The organism is Corynebacterium mastitidis DSM 44356 (assembly GCF_000375365.1).
GTDB classification, from domain to species: Bacteria; Actinomycetota; Actinomycetes; order Mycobacteriales; family Mycobacteriaceae; genus Corynebacterium; species Corynebacterium mastitidis.
The window spans coordinates 152529-174627 of record NZ_AQXB01000003.1 but is presented as its reverse complement, the minus strand read 5'-3'; the positions used below and the strand labels follow the sequence as shown (position 1 = coordinate 174627).

19 protein-coding genes are annotated in these 22099 nt (G+C 70.7%); 11 read left to right on the top strand and 8 right to left on the bottom strand.

All coding sequences use genetic code 11. The features are described 5' to 3' along the window. Window positions 1–26: 26 nt before the first annotated feature. From wzt to glfT1, 3 genes are all read left to right on the top strand, one after another. Window positions 27–812: a galactan export ABC transporter ATP-binding subunit Wzt/RfbE gene (gene wzt, locus B140_RS0104865; RefSeq protein WP_018118233.1), complete on the top strand. Its 786-nt coding sequence runs from the start codon at window positions 27–29 to the stop codon at window positions 810–812. A 445-nt stretch (window positions 813–1257) separates the two neighbouring features. Then, window positions 1258–2217 carry an endonuclease domain-containing protein gene (locus B140_RS0104860; protein WP_083912236.1) on the top strand — a complete coding sequence of 320 codons (960 nt, stop codon included), beginning with the start codon at window positions 1258–1260 and terminating at the stop codon, window positions 2215–2217. Then, complete coding sequence (gene glfT1 / locus B140_RS0104855) at window positions 2214–3122, top strand: galactofuranosyltransferase GlfT1 (protein ID WP_026166006.1); 909 nt, start codon at window positions 2214–2216, stop codon at window positions 3120–3122. Before B140_RS0104860 ends, glfT1 begins: the two co-directional genes overlap by 4 nt. A 184-nt stretch (window positions 3123–3306) precedes the next feature. On the opposite strand, the gene B140_RS0104850 is transcribed toward glfT1, so the two are convergent. The 4 genes from B140_RS0104850 to B140_RS13710 form a co-directional block, all read right to left on the bottom strand. Then, on the bottom strand, window positions 3307–3708 hold the full coding sequence (locus B140_RS0104850) for a GtrA family protein (protein ID WP_018118230.1): 402 nt from the start codon (window positions 3706–3708) through the stop codon (window positions 3307–3309). Between the two features lie 150 nt (window positions 3709–3858). Continuing rightward, the gene (locus B140_RS11985; RefSeq protein WP_018118229.1) at window positions 3859–4137 is read right to left on the bottom strand and encodes a hypothetical protein; all 279 of its coding nucleotides are present in this window, start codon (window positions 4135–4137) and stop codon (window positions 3859–3861) included. 116 nt (window positions 4138–4253) lie between these two features. Continuing rightward, window positions 4254–4706 carry a hypothetical protein gene (locus B140_RS0104840; protein WP_018118228.1) on the bottom strand — a complete coding sequence of 151 codons (453 nt, stop codon included), beginning with the start codon at window positions 4704–4706 and terminating at the stop codon, window positions 4254–4256. Beyond that, the gene (locus tag B140_RS13710; RefSeq protein WP_156801660.1) at window positions 4703–5128 is read right to left on the bottom strand and encodes a hypothetical protein; all 426 of its coding nucleotides are present in this window, start codon (window positions 5126–5128) and stop codon (window positions 4703–4705) included. The genes B140_RS0104840 and B140_RS13710 overlap by 4 nt, the downstream gene beginning before the upstream one ends. Window positions 5129–5157: 29 nt before the next feature. On the opposite strand from B140_RS13710, the gene B140_RS0104830 reads away from it, so the two are divergent. From B140_RS0104830 to B140_RS0104810, 5 genes are all read left to right on the top strand, one after another. Then, window positions 5158–5376 carry a hypothetical protein gene (locus tag B140_RS0104830; protein WP_018118226.1) on the top strand — a complete coding sequence of 73 codons (219 nt, stop codon included), beginning with the start codon at window positions 5158–5160 and terminating at the stop codon, window positions 5374–5376. A 233-nt stretch (window positions 5377–5609) separates the two neighbouring features. Beyond that, window positions 5610–7025: a decaprenylphosphoryl-beta-D-ribose oxidase gene (dprE1, locus tag B140_RS0104825; protein ID WP_018118225.1), complete on the top strand. Its 1416-nt coding sequence runs from the start codon at window positions 5610–5612 to the stop codon at window positions 7023–7025. Window positions 7026–7035: 10 nt separating this feature from the next. Further along, window positions 7036–7797 carry a decaprenylphospho-beta-D-erythro-pentofuranosid-2-ulose 2-reductase gene (gene dprE2, locus B140_RS0104820; RefSeq protein WP_018118224.1) on the top strand — a complete coding sequence of 254 codons (762 nt, stop codon included), beginning with the start codon at window positions 7036–7038 and terminating at the stop codon, window positions 7795–7797. Between the two features lie 334 nt (window positions 7798–8131). After that, complete coding sequence (locus B140_RS0104815; protein ID WP_083912234.1) at window positions 8132–10117, top strand: galactan 5-O-arabinofuranosyltransferase; 1986 nt, start codon at window positions 8132–8134, stop codon at window positions 10115–10117. A 6-nt stretch (window positions 10118–10123) separates the two neighbouring features. Beyond that, on the top strand, window positions 10124–13534 hold the full coding sequence (locus tag B140_RS0104810; RefSeq protein WP_018118222.1) for an arabinosyltransferase domain-containing protein: 3411 nt from the start codon (window positions 10124–10126) through the stop codon (window positions 13532–13534). A 239-nt stretch (window positions 13535–13773) separates the two neighbouring features. Here the strand turns inward: B140_RS0104810 and B140_RS0104805 are convergent, their stop codons facing one another. After that, a complete protein-coding gene (locus B140_RS0104805) occupies window positions 13774–14682 on the bottom strand; it encodes a MaoC/PaaZ C-terminal domain-containing protein (RefSeq protein WP_018118221.1) in 909 nt (302 codons plus the stop codon). Continuing rightward, on the bottom strand, window positions 14683–16017 hold the full coding sequence (locus B140_RS0104800; protein ID WP_018118220.1) for a 3-oxoacyl-ACP reductase: 1335 nt from the start codon (window positions 16015–16017) through the stop codon (window positions 14683–14685). A 157-nt stretch (window positions 16018–16174) separates the two neighbouring features. On the opposite strand from B140_RS0104800, the gene B140_RS0104795 reads away from it, so the two are divergent. The 3 genes from B140_RS0104795 to B140_RS0104785 all read left to right on the top strand — a co-directional run bounded on the left by B140_RS0104795 (window position 16175) and on the right by B140_RS0104785 (window position 20667). Then, window positions 16175–17470 carry an acetyl-CoA C-acetyltransferase gene (locus tag B140_RS0104795; RefSeq protein ID WP_018118219.1) on the top strand — a complete coding sequence of 432 codons (1296 nt, stop codon included), beginning with the start codon at window positions 16175–16177 and terminating at the stop codon, window positions 17468–17470. Window positions 17471–17496: 26 nt separating this feature from the next. After that, a complete protein-coding gene (locus B140_RS0104790; protein ID WP_018118218.1) occupies window positions 17497–19530 on the top strand; it encodes an acyl-CoA dehydrogenase family protein in 2034 nt (677 codons plus the stop codon). A gap of 621 nt (window positions 19531–20151) precedes the next feature. Then, window positions 20152–20667, top strand: a complete 516-nt coding sequence (locus B140_RS0104785; protein ID WP_018118217.1) for an aminoacyl-tRNA deacylase — start codon at window positions 20152–20154, stop codon at window positions 20665–20667. On the opposite strand, the gene B140_RS0104780 is transcribed toward B140_RS0104785, so the two are convergent. Both B140_RS0104780 and B140_RS0104775 read right to left on the bottom strand, forming a co-directional pair. Beyond that, a complete protein-coding gene (locus B140_RS0104780) occupies window positions 20618–21544 on the bottom strand; it encodes a PrsW family intramembrane metalloprotease (RefSeq protein ID WP_018118216.1) in 927 nt (308 codons plus the stop codon). The two genes, B140_RS0104785 and B140_RS0104780, sit on opposite strands and share 50 nt — an antisense overlap. Next, window positions 21541–22077, bottom strand: a complete 537-nt coding sequence (locus tag B140_RS0104775) for a hypothetical protein (protein ID WP_156801659.1) — start codon at window positions 22075–22077, stop codon at window positions 21541–21543. Before B140_RS0104775 ends, B140_RS0104780 begins: the two co-directional genes overlap by 4 nt. Window positions 22078–22099: the final 22 nt, after the last annotated feature.

The following is a 22099-nucleotide window of genomic DNA, read 5'->3' as shown; positions in this document are numbered from 1 at the left end:
GAAATATAGAGGAAAGGAGGTACATCATGGTTTCCATTGATACCCACAACGCCTGCGTGGATTTCCCCATCTTCGACGCCAAGTCCCGCTCCATGAAGAAGGCCTTCCTCGGCGCGGCCGGCGGGGCCATCGGCCGCAACACCCAGAACACCGTGGTGGTGGAGGCGCTGCGGGACATCAACCTGCACCTGCGCGAGGGCGACCGCGTGGGCCTGGTGGGCCACAACGGCGCCGGCAAGTCCACGCTGCTGCGCCTGCTCTCCGGCATCTACGAGCCCACCCGGGGATCCGCCACCGTGCGCGGCCGGGTGGCCCCCGTCTTTGACCTCGGCGTGGGAATGGACCCGGAGATCTCGGGATACGAGAACATCATCATCCGCGGGCTCTTCCTCGGCCAGACCCGGCGCGCCATGCGCCGGAAGATGGACGACATCGCGGAGTTCTCCGAGCTGGGCGAATACCTCAACATGCCGCTGCGCACCTACTCCACCGGCATGCGCGTGCGCCTGGCCCTGGGCGTGGTCACCTCCATCGAACCCGAGATCCTGCTCCTCGACGAGGGCATCGGCGCCGTGGACGCCGCCTTCATGGCCAAGGCCCGCGTGCGCCTCCAGGAGATGGTCAAGCGCTCCGGCATCCTCGTCTTTGCCTCCCACTCCAACGACTTCCTCGCCCAGCTCTGCAGCACCGCGCTCTGGGTGGACCACGGCACCATCCGGCAGGCCGGGCTAGTGGACGAGGTCGTGGAGGCCTACGAGGGGCCCGAGGCCGGTAAGCGCATGCGCGAGATGCTCGCGGAGTTCCAGGGGTAGCGGCTGTTTTTTTGGGGGGGTGAGGTGGTGTGGCGGGGGTTTGCGGGGCGTTGCGGCGCTAAGGGGTGCCATCTCGGGGGTTCGGCGGCTCCTTTCCCCACCGGTGGCACCCCTTCCGCCCCGTCGCCGCGTATCGACGCCGCCGGGTTGGCCCCTCCGGGCTGGTCCCAGGGACGGGTCCAACCGGTCCGCTCGCCGCCCCTGGCCTGGTGGCCGCGGCGAGTAGTCGGCCGCCTAACCACCCGGGCGCCGCGCTGCGGCGCTAGAGGGTGCCACCAGCGGGGCGTCGGCACCCGCCCCCTGCCCGGTGGCACCCCTACGGCCAGCATTATCCACAGCCGCAAACCCCCACGCACGTTATCCACAGCCCGCGCCGTCATTCGAACACTCGTGTCCCACCGCCGCGCTAGGGTGAGCAACAACCAAGATCAACACGGGGGTAGAGATGGTACGCATGGGAATCGGGGGCATCCTGGTGGTCTCCACCGCCGAGCTCAGGCGCATGGGAGAGACGCGGCACTCCATTGCGCGTCGGCTTCACAACGGCACGCTGCACAGGATTATGCGCGGGCTGTATTCGGAGCAGCGGCTCACCCCGCGCCAGCTCTGCGAGGCATACTCACTGCTCAAGCCCCACCTGGCCTTCACAGGGATCACCGCCATTCAGCTCTTGCTCGGCCAGGAGGTGACCCTGCCCCTCCACGCCGTGGTGCCCCGGGGCAAGTCGGACAAGGGGAATCGTTGCCTCGTCCTGACCCGTCGGCGCCGCATCCCCACCACCCTCGTGGACGGCATCTCCGTCATGTGCGCGGCGGCGGTGGTCCGCGACCTTTCTCTGCTCTCACCGCGCGCGCTCGTCTCGGCGCTCAAGCCCGTCCGACGCCGCCTGCGCGATAGCTCGCAGGACGTGCTCATGCGCGTCGTGGAACTCAGCTACGCCGGACGAAAAGGGCCGCCCGCCCTGTGCAGGGACCTCGCTCGGCTGGGAACCGCGTCCCGCAAGGCCCTCATGCCCATCCTGAACAGGGCGTCCATCGGCGCGGACAGCGAAACGGAGCGCAAGGTATTCCGCATGCTCAAACGCGAGGGGTGGAAGATCGCCCAAAACGTGAAGGTAGGGAGCCATTACTGGGACTGCCTTGTCCACGGCAAGAAAAAGGTGCTCATCGACATCGACGGAACAAGGTTCCATAGCGGCACCGAGGCCTTTGTCAAGGACCGCTGGAAAACCAACGACGCCATCAGCCAGGGGTACTACGCCCTGCGCTACACCTCGGAATGCGTGGATCATCACCTCAACGAGGTGGTGGCGGACATCATCGCCATTGCGCAGGGACGCCGCTCCCCGTTCGGGGATCATCCCGTGTGGCGGTGGCATAGGAGCGTGGCAGAATGTAGGGCATGATCCCGCCTCTGAACTGGTCTGATTCCGTTGCCGCCGTGATTGTCACGCACAGGCGCGTCGAGCAGTTGCGCGCCTCCTTGGAGAAGGTGTGCCAACAAACCAGGCCGGTGCGGTGGGTGATCGTGGTGGATAATGCCGCCGAGGATGCCGTGCGGGACCTCGTGAACGAGGTGGCCGGGGAGCGCGGCGTGTACGTGCCGAGCGCCACCAATCTCGGCGGGGCCGGGGGCTTCGCCTACGGGTTTTTCACGGCACTCGCGCTCGGTGCGGACTCCATATGGTGCGCGGACGACGACGGACGGCCCCAGGACGAGAGCGTGCTGGCCACGCTCACCGACGTGGCCCAGCGCCACGGGCTGCACGAGGTCTCCCCGGTGGTGTGCAACATCGAGCATCCCACCAGGCTGGCCTTCCCCCTGCGCCAGGGCCTGACGTGGAAACGCTCCGTGGATCAGCTTGAGGGGGACTTCCTCCCCGGGATCGCCAGCCTGTTCAACGGGGCGCTCATCTCGGCCCGCGCCATGGAAATCATCGGGGTGCCCGACTATCGGCTCTTCATTCGCGGCGACGAGGTGGAGTACCACCGGCGCCTCGCCCGCTCGGGCCTGCGCTTTGGCACGGCGCTGACCACGGCGTATCTGCACCCGGACGGCTCCGAGGAGTTCAAGCCCATCCTGGGGGGCCGCATGCACACCCAGTATCCCGGCAGCGAGGCCAAGCGGTTTTTCACGTACCGCAACCGCGGGTACCTCATGAGCCAGCCCGGCATGCGCAAGCTCCTTCCCCAGGAATATGCGCGCTTTGCCTGGTTCTTCCTCGTCCAGCAGCACGACCCCGCCGGTTTCCGGGAGTGGTTCCGGCTGCACCGCCTGGGCAGGAAGGAACGCTTCCACCGCCCCGACTAACCGGGGCGCTTTTCGACGCCGCGCAGCTCCCACCACGCACCCCCACCCGTGCGCGGACACCCCGCACCGCCGCCTCTCACGGCACTTTGGGGTGCCAGTGGCGCCCGCGGCGGCCCCGTCCCCCGCGCACTGGCACCCCAAAGCGCGGTGTCCCCGCGCCACCACGCCCCCCGACACAACGCGCCTAGCGCGTGCGGAAGATGAACGTGCGCTGCATCACGAAGTTGATGACCGTGGCCGTCCCCTGGGAGAGCACGAAGGCCACCAGCAGCGCGAGATTGTGGTCCCAGCCCCAGTCCTGGAAGAGCCGCTGGCACACGGTCTGGCCGCCCACGTTGATGCCGTAGGTGACGGCGTAGAGGCACATCACGGCGAGGAAGCGCCGCCAGGAGGGCTCGGCGCTGAACGTCCAGCGGCGGTTAATCATGTAGGCGACCAGGGTCCCAAAGACGAAGCCGATGGTGCGCGAGGCAGGGATGCTCATGCCCACCAGCACGTTGCACACCCAGGTCAGGCCCAGATCCACCACGGCGGAGATGCCGCCGCTGATCAGAAAACGAATACCCTGGCTCTTGAGATCCTGCACAAACCGTCAGCCTACTTCATTCGCGCGGGCGCACGCGCGCCCCGCCGTCTACTCGCCGCACCGGCCATTCCCCGCCATCCACGCCACCCAGGCACCGCGCCGCACTCCACCAACTCCACCAACCAAACCCGCACCCCACCAACCACGCCCCTACCCCCGATCCGGCAGGGACTCCAGCGCGGCGTTGATGGCGTAGAGGTCGAAGGGCGCGTGCCGGAAGCTCCCGGAGCCGCCCACGCACCTCGCCCGGGGCACCCGGGGGTCGCGCTCGGAGGCGTCGATGGTGTGGAGCCGCACCTGCCACAGCCCCCAGTGGTACGTCAGCTCCGCGCCCGCCGCGCCCAGGTGGTCGCCCACGAGGGCGTCGCCGCTGATCGCGTGGCCGGCCCGCGTGAATCCCCAGGGGGAGGGGGGCGTCGATAAGCCCAAAGCTCAGCCCGAGCACGCGGTGGAGGTCCCGCAGCGTCAGCGAGGAATCCACGCCGAGGTGCCGGTAGACCTCCACGTCCCCCTGCACGCTAGAGGTCTGGAGGACCACGGTGGCGCTATGCCTCGGCATGGTTCCGCAGCGGGAGGGGCCGGATCTCCCGCCCAAAGACCTCCTGAAGGTGCTTGCGGGAGCGGCGCTGGGTCTCCAGGGTGTGCCACTGCTGCACGAGCTGGGCCAGGGCGGTGGCGGTGACCCACGCGCGCTGGGCGACGGGCTCGCCCTGGTAGGCGGAGGCCAGGACGCCGAGGTCCGGCACCACCAGGGGGTCCAGGCGCAGCCCCTTGACCGCGCCCTCGCAGGCCTCGCGCACGCGGTCGCGCTCGGCGGAGATGGCGCGGGCGAGGTCCTCGACCACCTCGGCTCCCGGCTCCACCCGCACCGCGCCCACCAGCAGGTCGGCGGGGTCCTCCACGATCCACGCCCCGGACATCACGGCGGTATCGCCCACGGTGGTCTGCACGTGCCACACCACGGTGGCGTCGGGCCGCTCGTCGACCACCGCGATCATCGGCGCGCCTGCGCTTCCGAGACCACAAAGGTCACGGCGCCCACCGCCAGGCCCCAGGCCGTGTAGGGGCGGGCCACGCCCCGGCGGCGCAGCATCCCGGCGATCCGGTCGCGGCACCAGCCGCTGGTCTTGGAGGAGGCCGCCAGCGCGGCGACGCCCCCGAGGAAGGCGGCCCAGGTTTGGGCGGGCGTAAGGTCCACCTCCTCGAGCAGGGCGGCGGGGTCGTTGTTGGGGTCCTCGTCGTGCATGTTCAGCGCCGCCACGAGGCCAAGACCCCCGGCGAGCAGGGCGGTCCTGGCAAGGAGGCGGCGGGGGCGCGAGGGGATGTAATCCTGCAGGGCCTCCCAGGCTCCCGTGAACGCCGCCTGGGCGAGCCGGCCCGCGCGGGTATCGTCCACGCTGTAATAATCCGTCTGCGTCATGCCCACCACCCTAGCTATCCTTGGGAGCCATGTTCGGAAGAAAAGGCCACCCGGAGAGCCACGAGGCCGCGCAGCGCACCAACCTGCCCCTGGACGACTTCATGACGCGCCTGCTGGCCCAGGAGCTGCCGCTGCTCGACTCCGCCAGCCGGGTGCTGGTGTACCAGGAGCTGCGCGCCTACGAGGGGCCCGAGATCACCTCGCAGGAGGGGCTGCCCGAGCGCATCCGGGAGATCATGGACCTCTAGGGGCTCGCCTGCGGGGCGGTGCCGGGCCGGCGCCGCGACGGTGCCGGGTCGGGGGCGGCGTCGGACCCCGAGGCGCAGCGGGGCCACCGCACCCGCGCCCACCCGGCCAGGCACACCCGCACCCGCGCCCACCCACCTGTGATCCGCGCCTCCGCCCTTAAGCCCCGCCCCGCGGTGCCGCTAAGGTAGGTGCAGTATCTAGTACGCCTTTTCGGAAAGATTCCTGACACATCATGGCATTCCAGACCAAGGAACAGTCCCTCTACGGATGGGGCCGCACCGCGCCGTCCACGGCCCACGTGCTGTCCACCCCGGACGTGGAGACGATCATCGAGGCCGTGGCCCAGGTGGCGGACCAGAACTCCGCCAAGCCCGAGTACGCCCGCCGCGGCGTGATCGCGCGCGGCATGGGCCGCTCCTACGGCGACCCGGCGCAAAACGGCGGCGGCCTCGTGGTGGACATGCAGCCGCTCAACCGCATCCACTCCATCGACCCGGACTCCGCCCTCGTGGACGTGGACGCCGGGGTGACCCTCGATCAGCTCATGAAGGCGGCCCTGCCCTACGGCCTGTGGGTTCCCGTGCTGCCGGGTACCCGGCAGGTGACCATCGGCGGCGCCATCGGCCCGGACATCCACGGCAAGAACCACCACTCGGCAGGCTCCTTTGGCAACCACGTGGTGTCCATGGAGCTGCTGGTGGCCGACGGCCGCGTGCTGCACCTGGAGCCCGAGGGCTCCGCGGACGACCCCGAGGGCGAGCTGTTCTGGGCCACCGTGGGCGGCATGGGCCTGACCGGCATCATCCTGCGCGCCGCGATCCGCATGACCAAGACGGAGACGGCCTTCTTCATCGCGGACACCGACCGCACCGACACCCTGGACGAGACGATCGCCTTCCACTCGGACGGCTCCGAGGTGAACTACACATACTCCTCCGCGTGGTTCGACGCCATCTCCCCCGCCCCCAAACTGGGCCGCGCCACCATCTCGCGGGGCTCGCTGGCCACCCTGGATCAGCTCCGCGAGCTCTCCCCCAAGCTGGCCAAGGACCCCCTGAAGTTCCACGCCCCGCAGCTCATGACGGTGCCGGACGTGTTCCCCTCCTGGACGCTCAACAAGCTCAGCCTCTCCGCCGTGGGCCAGGCCTACTATCTGATGGGCGCCCCGGCGCGCAATCAGGTGAAGAACCTCACGCAGTTCTACCAGCCCCTCGACCTCATCGGCGAGTGGAACCGCGGCTACGGCTCCAAGGGCTTCCTCCAGTACCAGTTCGTGGTGCCCGTGGAGGCCGTGGAGCCGTTCAAGGACATCATCAAGCAGATCCAGGCCTCCGGGCACTACTCCGCGCTCAACGTGTTCAAGCTGTTTGGTCCCGGCAACCGCGCCCCGCTCTCCTACCCCATGCCGGGCTGGAACGTGTGCGTGGACTTCCCCATCCGCCCCGGGCTGGGCGCGCTGCTCGACGACCTCGACCGCCAGGTCATGGAGTTCGGCGGCCGCCTGTACCTGGCCAAGGAGTCCCGCACCTCGGCCGAGAACTTCCACGCCATGTACCCCGGCATGGAGGGCTGGCTGCGCACCCGCAACGCCATCGACCCCCACGGGGTCTTTGCCTCCGATATGTCCCGCCGCCTCGAATTGCGCTAAGGAGCACACCATGTTGAACGCAGTGGGCCAAGCCCAAAACATCCTCGTCCTCGGCGGAACCTCGGAGATCGGCCTGGCCATCGCCGCCGAGTTCCTCCAGCGCGGCCCCGCCCGCGTCACCCTGGCCGCCCGCGCCGACAGCCCGCGTATCGACGCCGCCGCGGCCCAGCTCACCCAGGCCGGCGCCACGGAGGTGGAGGTGCTGGACTTCGACGCCACCGCCTTTGATACCCACCCCGAGGTCATCGCCCGGGCCTTCTCCCACGGCGACGTGGACGTGGCCATCGTGGCCTTTGGCACCCTGGGCGACCAGGAGGAGCTGTGGCAGGACCAGGCCAAGGCCGTGGCCTCCGCGCAGGTGAACTACACCGGCCCCGTCTCCGTGGGCGTGCTCCTGGGCCAGGCGATGAAGAAGCAGGGCCACGGCAGCATCGTGGCGCTCTCCTCCGTGGCCGGCGTGCGGGTGCGCCGCTCCAACTTTGTCTACGGCGCGGCCAAGGCGGGCCTCGACGGCTTTTATACCCAGCTCGGGGAGGCCCTGCGCGGCTCGGGCGTGAAGGTCCTCACCGTGCGCCCCGGCCAGGTGCGCACCAAGATGTCCGCGGGCGTCAAGGAGGCGCCGCTGACCGTGTCCGCCGAGCGCGTGGCCAAGGACACCGTGGCCGCCGTGGCGGACGGCAAGGACATCATCTTTGTCCACCCGGCCTTCCGGTGGGTGACGGCGGCCTTCGCCTTCATCCCCCGCCAGATCTTCCGCCTCCTGCCCTTCTAAGGCGCGGCGGCACCACCCCAGGCGGCGTCCCCCGGCGGGACGCCGCTTTTTTGCGCCCCGGACGCGGGGCCGTTGGGGTGCCACCGGCCCCGCCGGGCGGCCCACCACGCCCCCACCGGCACCCCTTGGGCCGGGCGCGGGCCCCGCGGGAGGGGCGGCGTCGAGCGGCGGGGCGGCGACCCCCGCTCCACCCCACGGGGTGCCGCCTCCGGGGCGCGGGCCCCACCCGGGGCCGAGGTGGCACCCCTTGAGGCCCGGCGCGAGAGGGCAAGCACACACCGCTCCCCCGCCCGGCGCGCCGCGCGGGGCGGGGCGCGTGTGGGAGACTGTGCCCATGAGTTCTACAGACCGTTTGGGGCGGCGCGGCACCCTCGCCGCGATGGCGCTGGCCCCCGCGGCGGGGGCCGCGCTGACGCTGCTGCTCTGGTTCCTGGCCAAGCAGGTGTCCCTGCCCGCGTTTAGCACCTCGATGGTCACGCGCGCGCTCGCCACGGCGGGCAGCGCCGCCGTGATCGTGGTGGTGGGGGCGCTGATGGCCTGGTGGATGCGCGGCGGCGCGATACCCCGGTGGCACGCGGTGCTCACCCACGCCGCCGGGTACCTCGCGCCCGCCGCCCTAGTGTTTACCACCACGGGCATGCCGCTGGCGGCCACCCGCCTGTACATCGACGGGCTTCAGGTGGATCAGGCCTTCCGCACGCAGTTCCTGGGCCGGATGGCGCAGACCGCCTCGCTGTCGGACATGAACTACATCGACATGCCCACCTACTACCCGCCCACGTGGTTCTGGCTGGGCGGCCGCCTGGCCAACGCGCTGGGCATGCCGGGCTGGGAGGTGTACCAGCCGTGGGCGCTGGTGTCCATCTCGGCGGCGGCGTGCCTGCTGGTGCCGGTGTGGCAGCGCCTGCTCGGCTCGCTGCCCGCGGCCACGGGCATCGCCCTGGTGAGCACGTGCCTCATGCTGCAACTGGGACCGCAGGAGCCGTACGCGGTGATCGTGGCGCTCGGCGTGCCCGCGATGTCCGTGATCGCGCGCAGGGCGCTGGCGGGCTCCTGGTTCGCGGCGGCGGGGGTGTCGGTGTTCCTGGGCGTGTCCGCCACCATGTACACCCTGTTCACGGCCATCGCGGCGGGCTCGGTGGTGGTGCTGGCCCTGGCGCTGGCGGCGGCCCGGCGCTCCTGGCGGCCGGTGGCGCGCCTGGCGGCGGTGGGCACCGGCGCGGTGTGTCTCGCCCTGGTGACCTGGGGCCCCTACCTGTGGGCCACGCTGCACCGCCGGGAGCGCTCCGGGGCCACCGCCATGCACTACCTGCCGGGCGAGGGCGCGGAGTTCCCCATGCCCTTCCTCGCGGCCTCCATCGTGGGGGTGCTGTGCATGGTGGGCCTGGTGTATCTGCTCACCCGCTGGCGCCGGGCCGAGGAGGGGGCGCTGCTGCTGGTGCTGCTGTGCCAGTACTCCTGGTGCCTGGCCTCGATGGTGCTCACCCTGGTGGGGGTGACGCTGCTGGGCTTCCGCGTGGAGATGCTGGTGGCCCTGCAACTGGCCACGGCGGGCGTGATGGGCTTGGCCTGGATGCGCCGCCGGGGGATCAGCACGTTCTACCCCACGCTCTACGCGCAGCGGCTGGGGGCGGGCACCTGGCGGGCCACGCAGCGCGGCATCACGGTGGCGCTGGTGGTGGTGTTGTGCTTTGCCGGGGTGCGGTACGCGCAGAACATTCCCACCCATCACCAGGAGAACCTGGACTACGCCTACTCTGACACGGACGGGTACGGGGAGCGCGCGGATCGCTTTGCGCCCAACGCCACGCAGTACTACGCGGAGATCGACCGGGAGATCCAAAGCCACGGCCACGACCCCGCCGATACGGTGGTGCTGGCGGATGAGACGCGCTTCATGAGCTTCCACCCCTACTACGGCTTCCAGGCCTTTACCAGCCATTACGCCAACCCCCTGGGGGAGTTCGACCGCCGCAACGCCGCCATCGAGCAGTGGGCGCTGCGCTCCTGGGACGACCTCGCCACCCCGGAGGCCTTCGACGCCGCGCTGCACGAGAAGCCCTGGCGCGCGCCCGACGTCTTCCTCTTCCGCGGGGACCTGGAGGCCGAGCGCGACGCCGCCACGGACACCAAGACCGGGTTCAAGCTCCACCTGGCGGAGGACATCTACCCGAACCACCCCAACGTGCGGTACCGGGGCGTGTTCTTCAACCCGGACGCCTTCGCGGACCCGGACCGCTGGGCGGCCGCGCAGATCGGGCCGTTCGTGGTGGTCACGCGAGTCTCGCCGGAGGGGGATCGGGCCGGTGCCGTAGACTAACGGCCTGTGTCTGTTACCTCCGAAGCGTCCCCCGCACCACCACACGCTCCCGCGCAGCAGGCCCCGGGCTGGCTGAAGTATCTGGCCATCGTCACCGGCCTGCTCGGCTTCCTGCTCTTCCTGGCCACCCCGCTGCTGCCGGTGCACCAGGTGCAGTCCAGCCTCCAGTGGCCGCAGAACGGCAGCGTCAACTCCGTCAACGCGCCCCTGATCTCCTACACGCCGCAGAGCATGGAGGCGCAGATCCCGCTCTCGGCGGCGGGGAACCTGCGCGAGGGCCAGTCCCTGCTGCTGGGAACCCTGCCGGGCGACTCCACGGACGCCGCCCACCGCGGGCTGTTCGTGCGCTCCTTCGACGGCGCCATCGACGTCTCGGTGCGCGGCGAGGCCTTCTTCGAGCTGAGCGCCGATCAGGCCCGCGCGCTGCCGGACCAGGCCGTGCTCTCCCTAAGCTCCACCGAGGAGGAGACCAGGGCCTGGGTGGAGGGCACCGACTACTCCGCCACCGCGGATTCCACATCCAAGGAGGACGTCCGCCCCCAGGTCACCGGCCTGTACACGGAGCTCAACGACGACGCCGCGCGGGGGCTCATCGACGCCGGCTTAAGCGCCCACGTGGAGATCAACTCCCGCTTTACCTCCTCGCCCACGCTGCTCAAGCAGGCCGCCGGGTGGGTCGGCGTGGCCATGATGCTGGTCTCCCTGTGGTGCCTGCGCCGCCTGGATCGCCTGGACGGCGCCCGCCCCGCCGCGATGCTGCCGCCCCGGTGGTGGCGCCCCCGCGCCCTGGACGCCCTCGTGGGCTCCGTCCTGGTGGCCTGGCACTTCTTCGGCGCCAACACCGCCGACGACGGCTACATCCTCTCCATGGCGCGCCTGGCCGAGCACTCCGGCTACATGGCGAACTACTACCGCTGGTTCGGCGTGCCGGAGGCCCCCTTCGGCTGGCCCTACTACGACCTGCTCACCCTCATGGCGAAGGTCACCACGGCCTCGACGTGGATGCGGCTGCCCGCCCTGCTCTCCGGGCTGATCATCTGGTTCGTGCTCTCGCGCTACCTGCTGCCCCGGCTCGGCGGGCGGGTGGGCCAGCGCCGCCTGGCCCAGTGGACCGCCGCCCTGGTGCTGCTGGCGTTCTGGCTGCCCTACAACAACGGCACCCGCCCGGAGCCCATCATCGCCATGGGGTCCGTCCTCGCCTGGGCCGCCTTCGAGCGCGCCATCGAGACCAGGCGCCTGTTCCCCGGCGCGATGGGCGTGCTGCTCGCGGCGCTCTCCCTGGCCACCGGGCCCACGGGCCTCATGGCGGTGGCGGCGCTGTTCGCCGCCCTGTCCCCCCTGCTGCGCATCCTGTACGCGCGCCTGCCGCTGCTCGGCGGCGAGGAGCGCGCCACGGCGGGGGCCAACGTCGTGGCCGCCCTGGCGATGCTCGCCCCGGTGCTCGCCACGGGCACCGCCGTGCTGGTGGGGATGTTCGGGGACCAGACCCTGGCCGCCGTGCTGGAGGCCACCCGGGTGCGCTCGGAGATCGGCCCCGCCCTGCCGTGGCACGAGGAGTTCGCGCGCTACCAGTCGCTGCTGTCCACCTCCTCGGTGGACGGCTCGTTTACCCGCCGCTTCCCCATGTTCATGTTCCTCGCCTCGCTGGCGATCGTGGCCATCACGCTGCTGCGCAACAAGAAGATCGCGGGCGCGGCGTCCGGCCCCACCGTGCGGCTGGTGATCATCGTGGTGGGGACGTTCTTCTTCCTCATGTTCACGCCCACCAAGTGGACGCACCACTTCGGCGCCAACGCGGGCACCGCCGCGGCGCTGGCCGCCGTGGCCTCGGTGGCGCTCAGCGCGATGGTGGTGCGCTCGGCGCGCGCCCGCGCCATGACCATCGGCGGGTTCCTCCTGCTCTTCGCGCTGGCGCTGGCGGGCAACAACGGCTGGTGGTACGTGTCCAGCTTCCGCGTCCCGTGGTGGGATAAGCCGGTGCAGCTCCACGCGATCGAGGCCTCCTCCGTGGTCCTGTACGCCGCCATCGCCATCCTGGTGGTGGGCGTGGTGCTCTCCTTCCTCGGGGACATGCGCCGCGCCCGCGCCGAGGCGCTGGGCACCGTGGACGAGATGCTGGCCCAGCGGCGGCGTCGCAACGCCTCCTCGCGCTGGGCGGGCCTGGCCTCCGCGCCGATCGCCGTGCTCAGCGCCGTGGTGGTGGCGTTCTCCCTGCTGAGCTTCGGCAAGGCCTTCGCCAGCCAGTACCCGGCCTACACGGTGGGCGCGGGCAACCTGCGCAACCTGGGCGGCAATAGCTGCGGCCTGGCCTCGGATGCGCTGGTCGAGACCAACACGAACGACTCCTTCCTCACCCCCACCGACGGCATCCCCCTGGGGGAGTCCCTGGAGGCCGGGGAGAACCGAGGCTTCGGCCCGAACAACCTGCCGGGCAGCGTGGAGGACGAGTCCTCCGATTCCCGCGGGCCGGGCTCCGCGATCGCGGACCAGGTGGAGTCCGATAACGCCCAGGGCAGCTCCGACTCCGGGCAGGACAACGGCAACTCCGGCGGCTCCCGCTCCACCAACCAGCGCGGCGTGAACGGCTCCACCCACGAGCTGCCCTTCGACCTCGACTACGAGGTGGTCCCGGTGCTCGGCTCCTACCAGGAGGACAACCAGCGCCCGGCCAAGGTCACCACCGCCTGGTACGAGCTGCCCGCCGAACGGACCGAGGAGGCGCCGCTGGTGGTGGTCTCCGCCTTTGGCAAGATCAAGCACCACGACATCAACGGCGTGGAGCAGGACGGCCAGAACCTGGTTCTGGAGTACGGCACGCGCCAGGCGGACGGCTCCGTCACGGACACCGGCGCCGTGGAGATGCACGACGCCGGCCCCACCCCCAACTGGCGCAACCTGCGCTACCCGCTGGCCGACCTCCCCGAGGGCGCCACCGTGGTGCGCATCGTGGCCGAGGACGTCAACCTCGACGAGGACGAGTGGCTGGGCATCACCCCGCCGCGCGTGCCCACCCTGGACAGCATCGAGAGCGTCATCGGCTCCGAGCGCCCCGGCCTGCTGGACTGGCCCGTGCCGCTGCAGTTCCCCTGCCAGCGCACCTTCGACCACTACGCGGGCGTGACGGAGATCCCCTCCTACCGCATCTCCCCGGACTACCCCGGCAAGTCCACCCTGACGCCGGTGCAGAACTACACCGGCGGCGGCCCGATGGGCACCGTGGAGGCCGTCAACGAGTCCTACGAGCTGCCCAGCTACCTGCGCGACGACTGGGGCCGCGACTGGGGCTCCATCGAGATCTACGAGCCGCGCACCAACGCCGACGGCCGGGCCCCCGACACCGCCGAGATCACCCACCGCGAGGTCACCCGGTCCGGGCTGTGGAACCCCGGCGAGATGAACATCGACACCAAGCACTAGGGGTCGGGGGCTTGGGGGTTGGGGCGCCGCGCTCTTAGGGGTGCCACCGGGGCGGGGTCGGCGCGATCGGGGGCTAAGGTGGCACCCTTAAGCGCCGCCGCGCGCCGGCGTCTCGACCCCGCCCCGACCGGGCCTTCCCCTCGGGGCCGCGCCCCCTCGAACGACCGAAGGGGTGCCACCGGGCCCGGTGGCGGCTCCCCGCCCGGCCCAATGGCACCCCTTAGCGCCGTGGATAACCCCTACAGCGCCTCCAGCCGGGCCACCGCGTGCAGGGTGGCGGGCTTGCTGGTCTTGCGTAGCTGCAGGTCCCACGCGCCGCCCGTGCCCGCCTGGGCGTAGTAGGACACGCGCGCGGGAAGCACCACGGGCTTGGCAAACTCCACGCTGTAGCGCACGGCGTCCGCGATGCGCCCCTCCAGCCCGGAGAGCATGGCTGCGGCGGACCACATGCCGTGGGCGATGGTGGTGGGGAAGCCGAAGGCCTTGGCCCCCAGCGCGGAGACGTGGATGGGGTTCTTGTCCCCGGAGGCCTGCGCGTACCGCTTGATCTCCGCCGGGGTCACCCGCCACTGGGCCGTGGGGGTGCCGCCGGGGATCTCCGGGTGGCCGCCGAACAGGGAGCCGTTGTCCTCCGGCCGGGCACCGCCGGAGGCCGCGGGGCCGGAGAGCTTGGCCCCCTTGGCCAGGAAGCCGGAGGTCTGCCGCCACGCCAGCTCGCCGCCCACGGTCACCTCCGTGACCATGTCGATGAGCAGCCCCTTGCGGTGCGGGCGCAGGTTCTCCGCGTGCACCTTAATATCGAGGGCGTCGGTGAGCGCGATGGGGCGGTGCTGCTCGATCACGTTGGTCAGGTGCACGGCCCCCACGGCGTTGAAGGGAAAGTCCGGGGCGCCCATCACCTTGATGGCCAGGGGGAAGGCCAGCACGTAGGGGTAGGTCACCGGCACGGTGTTGCCCAGCCGCAGGCCGGTGGCCTGGGTGTACGCGGCGAGGTGGGCGGGGTCGATGGTCACCCCGCGCACCCCGTAGGAGGTGCTGGGGTCCCCGGTAGCGCGCCGCGTGGTTCCTACCACCGGCAGGAGGTCGCGCGCCGCGTTGCGGTATTCGGCCATCAGGTCCGGGATGGCGGGAAGGTCGTGGTGTGCCATTTACGCCCCCAGGAGGTTCTGGCCGCACACGCGCACGGTGTTGCCCGTGACCGCGCCGGAGGCGTTGCCCGCGAGGTAGGCGATGGTCTCGGCGACGTCGATGGTCTGGCCAGCCTGGGACAGGGAGTTCAGGCGGCGCCCCACCTCGCGCGGGCCGAAGGGCATGGCGGCGGTCATGGCGGTCTCGATGAAGCCGGGGGCCACGGCGTTGACCGTGATGTCGCGCTCCGCCAGCTCCTCGGAGAAGGTGTCCACCAGGCCCACCACGCCGGCCTTGGTGGTGGCGTAGTTGGTCTGGCCCCGGTTGCCCGCGATGCCCGCCATGGAGGAAACGCCCACCACGCGGCCGCCGTCGGCAAGCCCGCCGTTGGCCAGCAGGCCCTCGGTGATGCGCACGGGGGCCACCAGGTTGATGTTCTGCACCATCTTCCACTGGCCCTCGTTCATGTTGGCCAGCAGCTTGTCCCTGGTCACGCCCGCGTTGTGCACGATGATGTCGATGGGCCCGCCGTGGCGGTCGGCGGCGTGCTCGCGGAGGCGGTCGGCGGCGTCGGGGGCGGTCACGTCCAGCGGCAGGGCCGTGCCCTTGACCTTGTTGGCGGTCTCGGTGAGCCCCTCGCCCGCCTGGGGGATGTCCACGCAGATGACCTTGGCGCCGTCGCGGGCCAGGACCTCCGCGATGGTGGCGCCGATGCCGCGCGCGGCGCCGGTGACCACGGCCACCTTGCCGTCGAGGGGGCGCTCCCAGTCGGCGGTGCCGGGGGCGTCGGTGGTCACGCGGATGACCTGGCCGTCCACGTAGGCGGACTTGCCGGAGAGCAGGAAGCGCAGGGTGGACTCGGCGGCCTTGAGGGGGGCCTCGGGGGCGAGGTACACGAGCTGCGCGGTGGCGCCGCGCCGCAGCTCCTTGGCCAGGGAGCGGGTGAAGCCCTCCAGCGCGCGCTGGCAGATGTGCTCGTCGCGGTCCGCCACCAGCTCCGGGGTGGTGCCCAGCACCACCACGCGGGCGCAGGGGGCGAGCTTGCGCATCTGGGGCTGGAGGAAGTCGTACAGCTCGTGCAGGTCCTCGGGGCGGGCGATGCCGGTGGCGTCGAAGACGATGGCGCCGCGCTTGGTGTCGGCCTCGGGGCCGATGTACTGGTAGTCGCCGCCGAGCAGGTCCTTCAGCCCCGCCTCGTAGCGGCTACCGGGGGCACCCCCGGTGACCACGGGGGCGTCGAGAAGCGGCTCGCCGGGGGTGTAGCGGCGCAGCGGCTCGCCCTGCGGCACCCCCGCCTTGCCCGCGAGGGGGGAGTTAATCAACTGCTCTAGCAGGCCTTTTTGCTTGGAGGGCACGGTGTAATCTCCTAACTCTGTGGGGGACGGCGTTGTGCTCACGCCACATCTTTGTCTACCGTAGCAGCCAAGTCAGTGATTCACATTATAGATTTTCAACGCTTATGCTTTGAGTCACGTTAAGATGTCACGCAGAACCCTACAGGACGGAGCACACATGACTACCCCCCGCAAGGTTGCGATCCTCGGCGGAAACCGCATCCCCTTCGCGCGCTCCAACAAGGAGTACGCCAACGCCTCCAACCAGGACATGCTCACCGCCGCCATCGACGGTGCCGTGGCCCGGTACGGCCTCCAGGACGAGGACCTCGGCCTGGTCGTGGCGGGCGCCGTGCTCAAGCACTCGCGCGACTTCAACCTCACCCGCGAGTGCGTGCTCGGCTCCGCGCTCGGGTCGCGCACCCCCGCCTTCGACGTGCAGCACGCCTGCGGCACCGGCCTGACCAGCGCCATCCAGGTCGCGGACGCGATCGCCCTGGGGCGCATCGAGTCCGGCCTGGCCGGCGGCGTGGACACCACCTCGGACGCCCCCCTGGCCGTGGGCGACGACCTGCGCCGCACCCTCATCAAGCTCAACACCGCCAAGACGGCCGCCGACCGCCTCAAGCTGCTCGGCTCCATCCGCCCCTCGCAGCTCGCCCCCGAGCAGCCCCGCAACGGCGAGCCCCGCACCGGCCTGTCCATGGGCGAGCACGCGGCCATCACCGCCCGCGAGTTCGGCATCAGCCGCGCCGACCAGGACGAGCTGGCGGTGCAGTCCCACAAGAACCTGGCCGCCGCCTACGAGGCGGGCTTCTTCACCGACCTCATCACCCCCTTCCTGGGCGTGCAGCGCGACACCAACCTGCGCCCGGACACCAGCGCGGAGAAGCTCGCCAAGCTCAAGCCGGTATTCGGCCGCAAGGACGCCGAGCAGCACGGCGCCCAGGCCACCATGACGGCGGGCAACTCCACGCCGCTGACCGACGGCGCCTCCGTGGCCCTGCTCTCCTCCGAGGACTGGGCCCGCGAGCACAACATCCCCGTGCGCGCCTGGCTGGTGGACTCCGAGACCGCCTCCGTGGACTTCGTGCACGGCCCCGACGGCCTCCTCATGGCCCCCACCTACGCGGTGCCGCGCCTGCTGGCCCGCAACGGCCTGAGCCTCCAGGACTTCGACTTCTACGAGATCCACGAGGCCTTCGCCTCCCAGGTGCTGGCCACCCTGGCGGCCTGGGAATCCACCGACTACTGCCGCGACCGCCTGGGTCTCGACGCCCCCCTGGGCGCCATCGACCGCAGCAAGCTCAACGTCAAGGGCTCCTCGCTTGCCGCCGGTCACCCCTTCGCCGCCACCGGCGGCCGCATCCTGGCCACCGCCGCCAAGACCCTGGAAGAAAACGGCGGCGGCCGCACCCTGGTGAGCATCTGCGCCGCCGGCGGCCAGGGCGTCGTCGCCATCATCGAGCGTTAATCACTTTTTGTTAGGAGTTTCCCATCATGACTGACAAGAACCGCGCCACCCCGGAAAAGGGCAGCCCCCGCACCCTGCCCACCACCCCCGACCCCGCCGCCGCCAAGGACCTGCGCCTGCTCCTCGACGGCCGCTGGGCCAGCACCCGCGACACCTTCCGCAAGGCCATCAGCGGGGAGACCGGCGCGAAGCTGCTGCACGACCCCACGCTGAGCATGGACGAGGCGCGCGAGGCGATGCTGGGCAAGCTCGGCATCCTCGCGGAGACCGAGATGCAAAAGGGCGTGTTTGCCCCGGAGAACGGCGGCGAGGGCGACACCGGCGCCACCCTCACCGGCCTGGAGATGGTGGGCTACGCGGACCTCTCCACCATGGTCAAGGGCGGCGTGCAGTGGGGCCTGTGGGGCGGTGCCGTGGACGCCCTGGGCACCGAGCGCCACTCCCACTACGTCCAGGACATCATCGACCTCAAACTCCTGGGCTGCTTCGGCATGACCGAGCGCGGCCACGGCTCCGACGTCCAGAACATCGAGACCACCGCCACCTACGACCCGGAGACCAAGGAGTTCATCGTGGACTCCCCCACCCCCTCCGCGGAGAAGGTCTACATCGGCAACGCCGCCAAGCACGGGCGCATGGCCGCGGTATTCGCCCAGCTCTACACCCCCGGCGTCAAGGAATCCCACGGCGTGCACTGCCTGCTCGTGCCCATCCGCGACGAGGAGGGCAACACCCTGCCCGGCGTGACCATCGGCGACCACGGGCACAAGGGCGGCCTGCTCGGCGTGGACAACGGCACCCTGAGCTTTGACAAGGTGCGCGTGCCCCGCGAGGCCCTGCTCAACCGCTTTGGCGACGTCTCCGAGGACGGCGTGTACTCCTCCCCCATCGAGTCGCGCAACCGGCGCTTCTTCACTATGCTCGGCACGCTGATTCGCGGCCGCGTGGCCGTGGGCGCCGCCGGCGGCGCCGCCACCCGCGCCTCCCTGACGATCGCGCTGCGCTACGCGATGCGGCGCCGCCAGTTCGAGGGCCTGCCGGGCAAGGAGAAGCGCCTGATCGACCACCGCGCCCACCGCCTGCGCCTGCTGCCCCGCCTGGCCCGCTCCTACGCGCTGGCCATGCTGCAGAACCAGATGATCGAGCGCCTGCACGACCAGACCTCCGCCATCAACCGCGGGGAATGGGACGTGGCCAACCCCACCGAGGAGCAGCTGCGCAAGCAGCGCGAGACGGAGTCCCGGGCCGCCGCCGTGAAGGTGGCCGCCACCGCCCACGCCACCGACACCATCCAGGAGTGCCGCGAGGCCTGCGGCGGCGCCGGGTACATGGCGGAGAACCGCCTGACCATCTTCAAGGCCGACTCCGACGTGTTCACCACCTTCGAGGGCGATAACACCGTGCTCCTGCAGCTCGTGGGCAAGGAGATGATTACCGCCTACGCCCGCGACCTCTCCGAGCTCTCGCCCATCGACATGGTGAAGTTCAGCGTGGAAAGCATCAGCGACGTGCTGCGCCAGCGCACCTCCATCCCGCTGACCGTGCAGAGCCTCATCGACCGGGTGAGCGACCGCGAGGACAACTCCCTCTTCGACGCGGGCTACCAGATCAAGATCATCCAGGAGCGCGAGTACAACCTGCTCAAGTCCCTGGCCCGCCGCCTCAAGGACGCCAAGAAGATGGAGCCCGCCGACGCCGTGAAGCTGGTGGACAAGGCCCAGGATCACCTCATCGACCTGGCCTGGGCGCGCATCGACAGCATGCTCATCGAGGCCCTCGTCGAGGCCGAGGAGGAGCTGCCCAAGGACTCCCCCGCCTTCCCGGTGCTGGAGCAGGTGCGCCACCTCTTCGCCTTCTCCACCATCCTCAAGCACGCGGGCTGGTACCAGGAGCAGAACATCCTCACCGGCAACCGCACCAAGGCCGCCCGCGCGGCGGTCAACGACCTGGTGGACTCCATCGGACCGTGGTCCGGCGTGCTGGTGGATGCCTTTGGCATCCCCGACGTCCTGGTGGACGTTCCCATGCTGAACGACTCCGGGGTGGACCCGGTGAAGTAACCTCCCTGGTGCTTTCTTAAGAGGGCCGGTGCGTGCGCGCCGGTCCTCTTTTTATGTGCGGGGGCGGGGGCGGGGCGCCGCCGTAGGGGTGCCAGCGCGGGGTGTCGCCTGGTTTCTGCGGCCGCGGTGGCACCCCTACGGTCGCGCACCCCGGCAGGGGCTGTCCGATTTCGCGGCGCTGCGCTCCCCGTCACGCTCCCCGGCGGCGCTAAGGGGTGCCAGTTCAGCCCGAACCCGCCCCGGCTGATCCCCGGTGACACCCTCACGGCCGCGCGCCACGCGACTCCCCACGGCACGAACGACGCCACGACCCGCACCGCACGATCACACGCCGCAGCCGTGCGGCGCGGCGCGCCCGGCAACGCGCTAAGGGGTGCCACCTCGGGGCGTCGCCCGGTGTTCCGGGCTGAACTGGCACCCCTGCGGCCGTTTCCCCGCCATTCCCCAACGCGCTCGCGCCACCACGAGGCCACCTCACGTCCCCACCCCTCCCCCTCCTCACCCGCGCGCCCCGGCGCGAAAGGGTGCCAGTGCGCCCCACACACGGCCGTCCCGACCTCCAATGGCACCCCCACGGCCGCGCCCCACAGCCGCCAGAGCCCCGGCCCTAGACTGGTCTACATGGCCAAGAAAGCCCACCACGCACACGCCACACCCGCCACGCTGGCCCTGGAGAAGGCGGGCCTGCCCTTCGAGCCCCTGAGCTTCGAGCACGATCCCGCCAACCACCACTTCGGCCGGGAGGCGGCCGCCGCGCTGAAAGCACGCGGCATATCCCCGGATCACATCGCCAAGACGCTGCTGGTGGAGACAGACTCGGGGATCGCGGTGGCGGTGGTGCCGGTCACCCATCAGCTCAATCTCAAGGCGATGGCGTCCGCGCTGCGCTCCAAGAGGGCCACCATGTGCGATCCCGCCGTGGCGGAGCGGGTCACGGGGTACGTGGTGGGCGGGATCAGCCCGCTCGGGCAGAAGAAGCGCCTGCCCACGGTGGTGGATTCCTCCCTGGAGGGGCCTCCCGCCGTCGTGGTGTCCGGGGGCAGGCGCGGCTTCGATATCAGCCTAAGCCCGCAGGCGCTGGCGCGGGCTACCGGGGCGGTGTTTGCGCCGATCGCGCGGCAGGAGCAGCGGCGGTAGCGGAAGCCCCGCGACCACCCACGGCCACAGCCTCGGCCACCGTGCGCAGCGGTCGCTCGGTGTAGGCGTAGGTGTCGTCCCGGCGCGCGCGTCGATTGCCCCGGATGAACAGCCACACCGCCAGTGGGTACATCACCAGCGCCACGGCGATCATGTTGGCAATCTGGGCAGCCTCGTTGCCGTAGAGGAGGTTCCAGGAGAAGTGCAGGCCGAAGGCCACGAGGAACCAGCCGAGCACCCGGCAGAGCCGCCACATAAGAGAAACCTCGGCGGTGTAGAGGGCCAGCCCAATCCCCCAGCCAGCGATGCCGGTGAAGATGATGTGCAGGCAGGGGCCCGCCAGCAGCCGCAGGCCCCAGAGGCCAAGCGCGCCGGCGGTGTCGGAGTTCGGGTCGAGGATCGCGCCGGTGAGCCCGTAGACGAGGTTTTCTATCGTCTCGAAGCCCAGGCCCACCACGGCCCCCACGATGAGGCCGTGCCAGGGGCGGTTGAGGCGTCGGAAGCTCAGCAGGATGATCGCCACGCCCAGGGCCTTGCTGAACTCCTCGGGGTAGGCGCCGCCGATGGAGGCCGCCACGAGGTCCCAGCCCAGCTTCTCCGGGATCTCCGAGACGGGCAGCCCCACGGTGGTGGCCAGGCCCAGGGATACCCCGCCGCCCCACACGAGGGCGGGGAGCGCCCAGAGGTACGCGCCGCGCGGCCACATGGGGCTGCGGCCGAGCAGGAGCACCACGAGGAGCACGTAGAGGAGGCCCAGGCCCGCCCCAATGCCCAGGGAGACGGGGCTGATGATGAGGGCGGTGAGCAGCTGGAACGCCATCGCGCCCAGCCCGAGGACGGTGGCGATGCCCAGGGAGATCGCGCTCAGTCGGTTCATTCCTGCTCCTCCTTGTTCCCGGGGCCGTCCTGGGAGTCCGCGTCCAGTGCGTCGAAGATCTTGTCGAGCACCCCGTGCTGGGGCCCCTCCACAACCACGCCCAGGTAGTCCTCCTCGGGCCCGTGGTAGAGCAGGGCCACGGTGTCGCCGTCGATGAGCATGGGCACGCCGTTGTGCTCGGTGACGGTGGCGCCCTCGCTGGGGTAGAGCATGGCCTCGCTGGTGCCGCGCACGAGCCTGCCGAGGGTGACCTCCTCGTCCTGCACGCCGCCCACGATCGTCGAGTGCACGAGGGTATCGCCGCAGGTCCAGCTCTTGGTGAGGGAGAGGGCGCTACCGCGGCAGTCCAGGCCCGCCACGGGGATCTCCCAGTCGTAGCCGTCGGCGCCGAGGACCACGGGGTCCGCGGTGGCGGAGCGCTCCGGGATCGCGGCGTTGAGGGCGGCGGGGGCGCCAAAGTACGCGGCGGTGAGCGCCACGAGGCCCCACCACAGCAGCGTGGGCCTGTCCGGCTGGAGTCGGTATCTGGGCATGGACACCACAGTACAGTGGGGC

What these genes read in the sequence shown, in the direction of transcription:
- B140_RS13710 (WP_156801660.1), bottom strand. Translation starts at nt 5,128, where the DNA reads ATGACGCAGACGGATTATTACAGCGTGGACGATACCCGCGCGGGCCGG.
- B140_RS0104790 (WP_018118218.1), top strand. Translation starts at nt 17,497, where the DNA reads ATGACTGACAAGAACCGCGCCACCCCGGAAAAGGGCAGCCCCCGCACC.
- B140_RS0104785 (WP_018118217.1), top strand. Translation starts at nt 20,152, where the DNA reads ATGGCCAAGAAAGCCCACCACGCACACGCCACACCCGCCACGCTGGCC.
- B140_RS0104815 (WP_083912234.1), top strand. Translation starts at nt 8,132, where the DNA reads ATGAGTTCTACAGACCGTTTGGGGCGGCGCGGCACCCTCGCCGCGATG.
- glfT1 (WP_026166006.1), top strand. Translation starts at nt 2,214, where the DNA reads ATGATCCCGCCTCTGAACTGGTCTGATTCCGTTGCCGCCGTGATTGTC.
- dprE1 (WP_018118225.1), top strand. Translation starts at nt 5,610, where the DNA reads ATGGCATTCCAGACCAAGGAACAGTCCCTCTACGGATGGGGCCGCACC.
- wzt (WP_018118233.1), top strand. Translation starts at nt 27, where the DNA reads ATGGTTTCCATTGATACCCACAACGCCTGCGTGGATTTCCCCATCTTC.
- B140_RS0104805 (WP_018118221.1), bottom strand. Translation starts at nt 14,682, where the DNA reads ATGGCACACCACGACCTTCCCGCCATCCCGGACCTGATGGCCGAATAC.
- B140_RS0104860 (WP_083912236.1), top strand. Translation starts at nt 1,258, where the DNA reads ATGGTACGCATGGGAATCGGGGGCATCCTGGTGGTCTCCACCGCCGAG.
- B140_RS0104780 (WP_018118216.1), bottom strand. Translation starts at nt 21,544, where the DNA reads ATGAACCGACTGAGCGCGATCTCCCTGGGCATCGCCACCGTCCTCGGG.
- B140_RS0104830 (WP_018118226.1), top strand. Translation starts at nt 5,158, where the DNA reads ATGTTCGGAAGAAAAGGCCACCCGGAGAGCCACGAGGCCGCGCAGCGC.
- B140_RS0104795 (WP_018118219.1), top strand. Translation starts at nt 16,175, where the DNA reads ATGACTACCCCCCGCAAGGTTGCGATCCTCGGCGGAAACCGCATCCCC.
- dprE2 (WP_018118224.1), top strand. Translation starts at nt 7,036, where the DNA reads ATGTTGAACGCAGTGGGCCAAGCCCAAAACATCCTCGTCCTCGGCGGA.
- B140_RS0104775 (WP_156801659.1), bottom strand. Translation starts at nt 22,077, where the DNA reads ATGCCCAGATACCGACTCCAGCCGGACAGGCCCACGCTGCTGTGGTGG.
- B140_RS0104840 (WP_018118228.1), bottom strand. Translation starts at nt 4,706, where the DNA reads ATGATCGCGGTGGTCGACGAGCGGCCCGACGCCACCGTGGTGTGGCAC.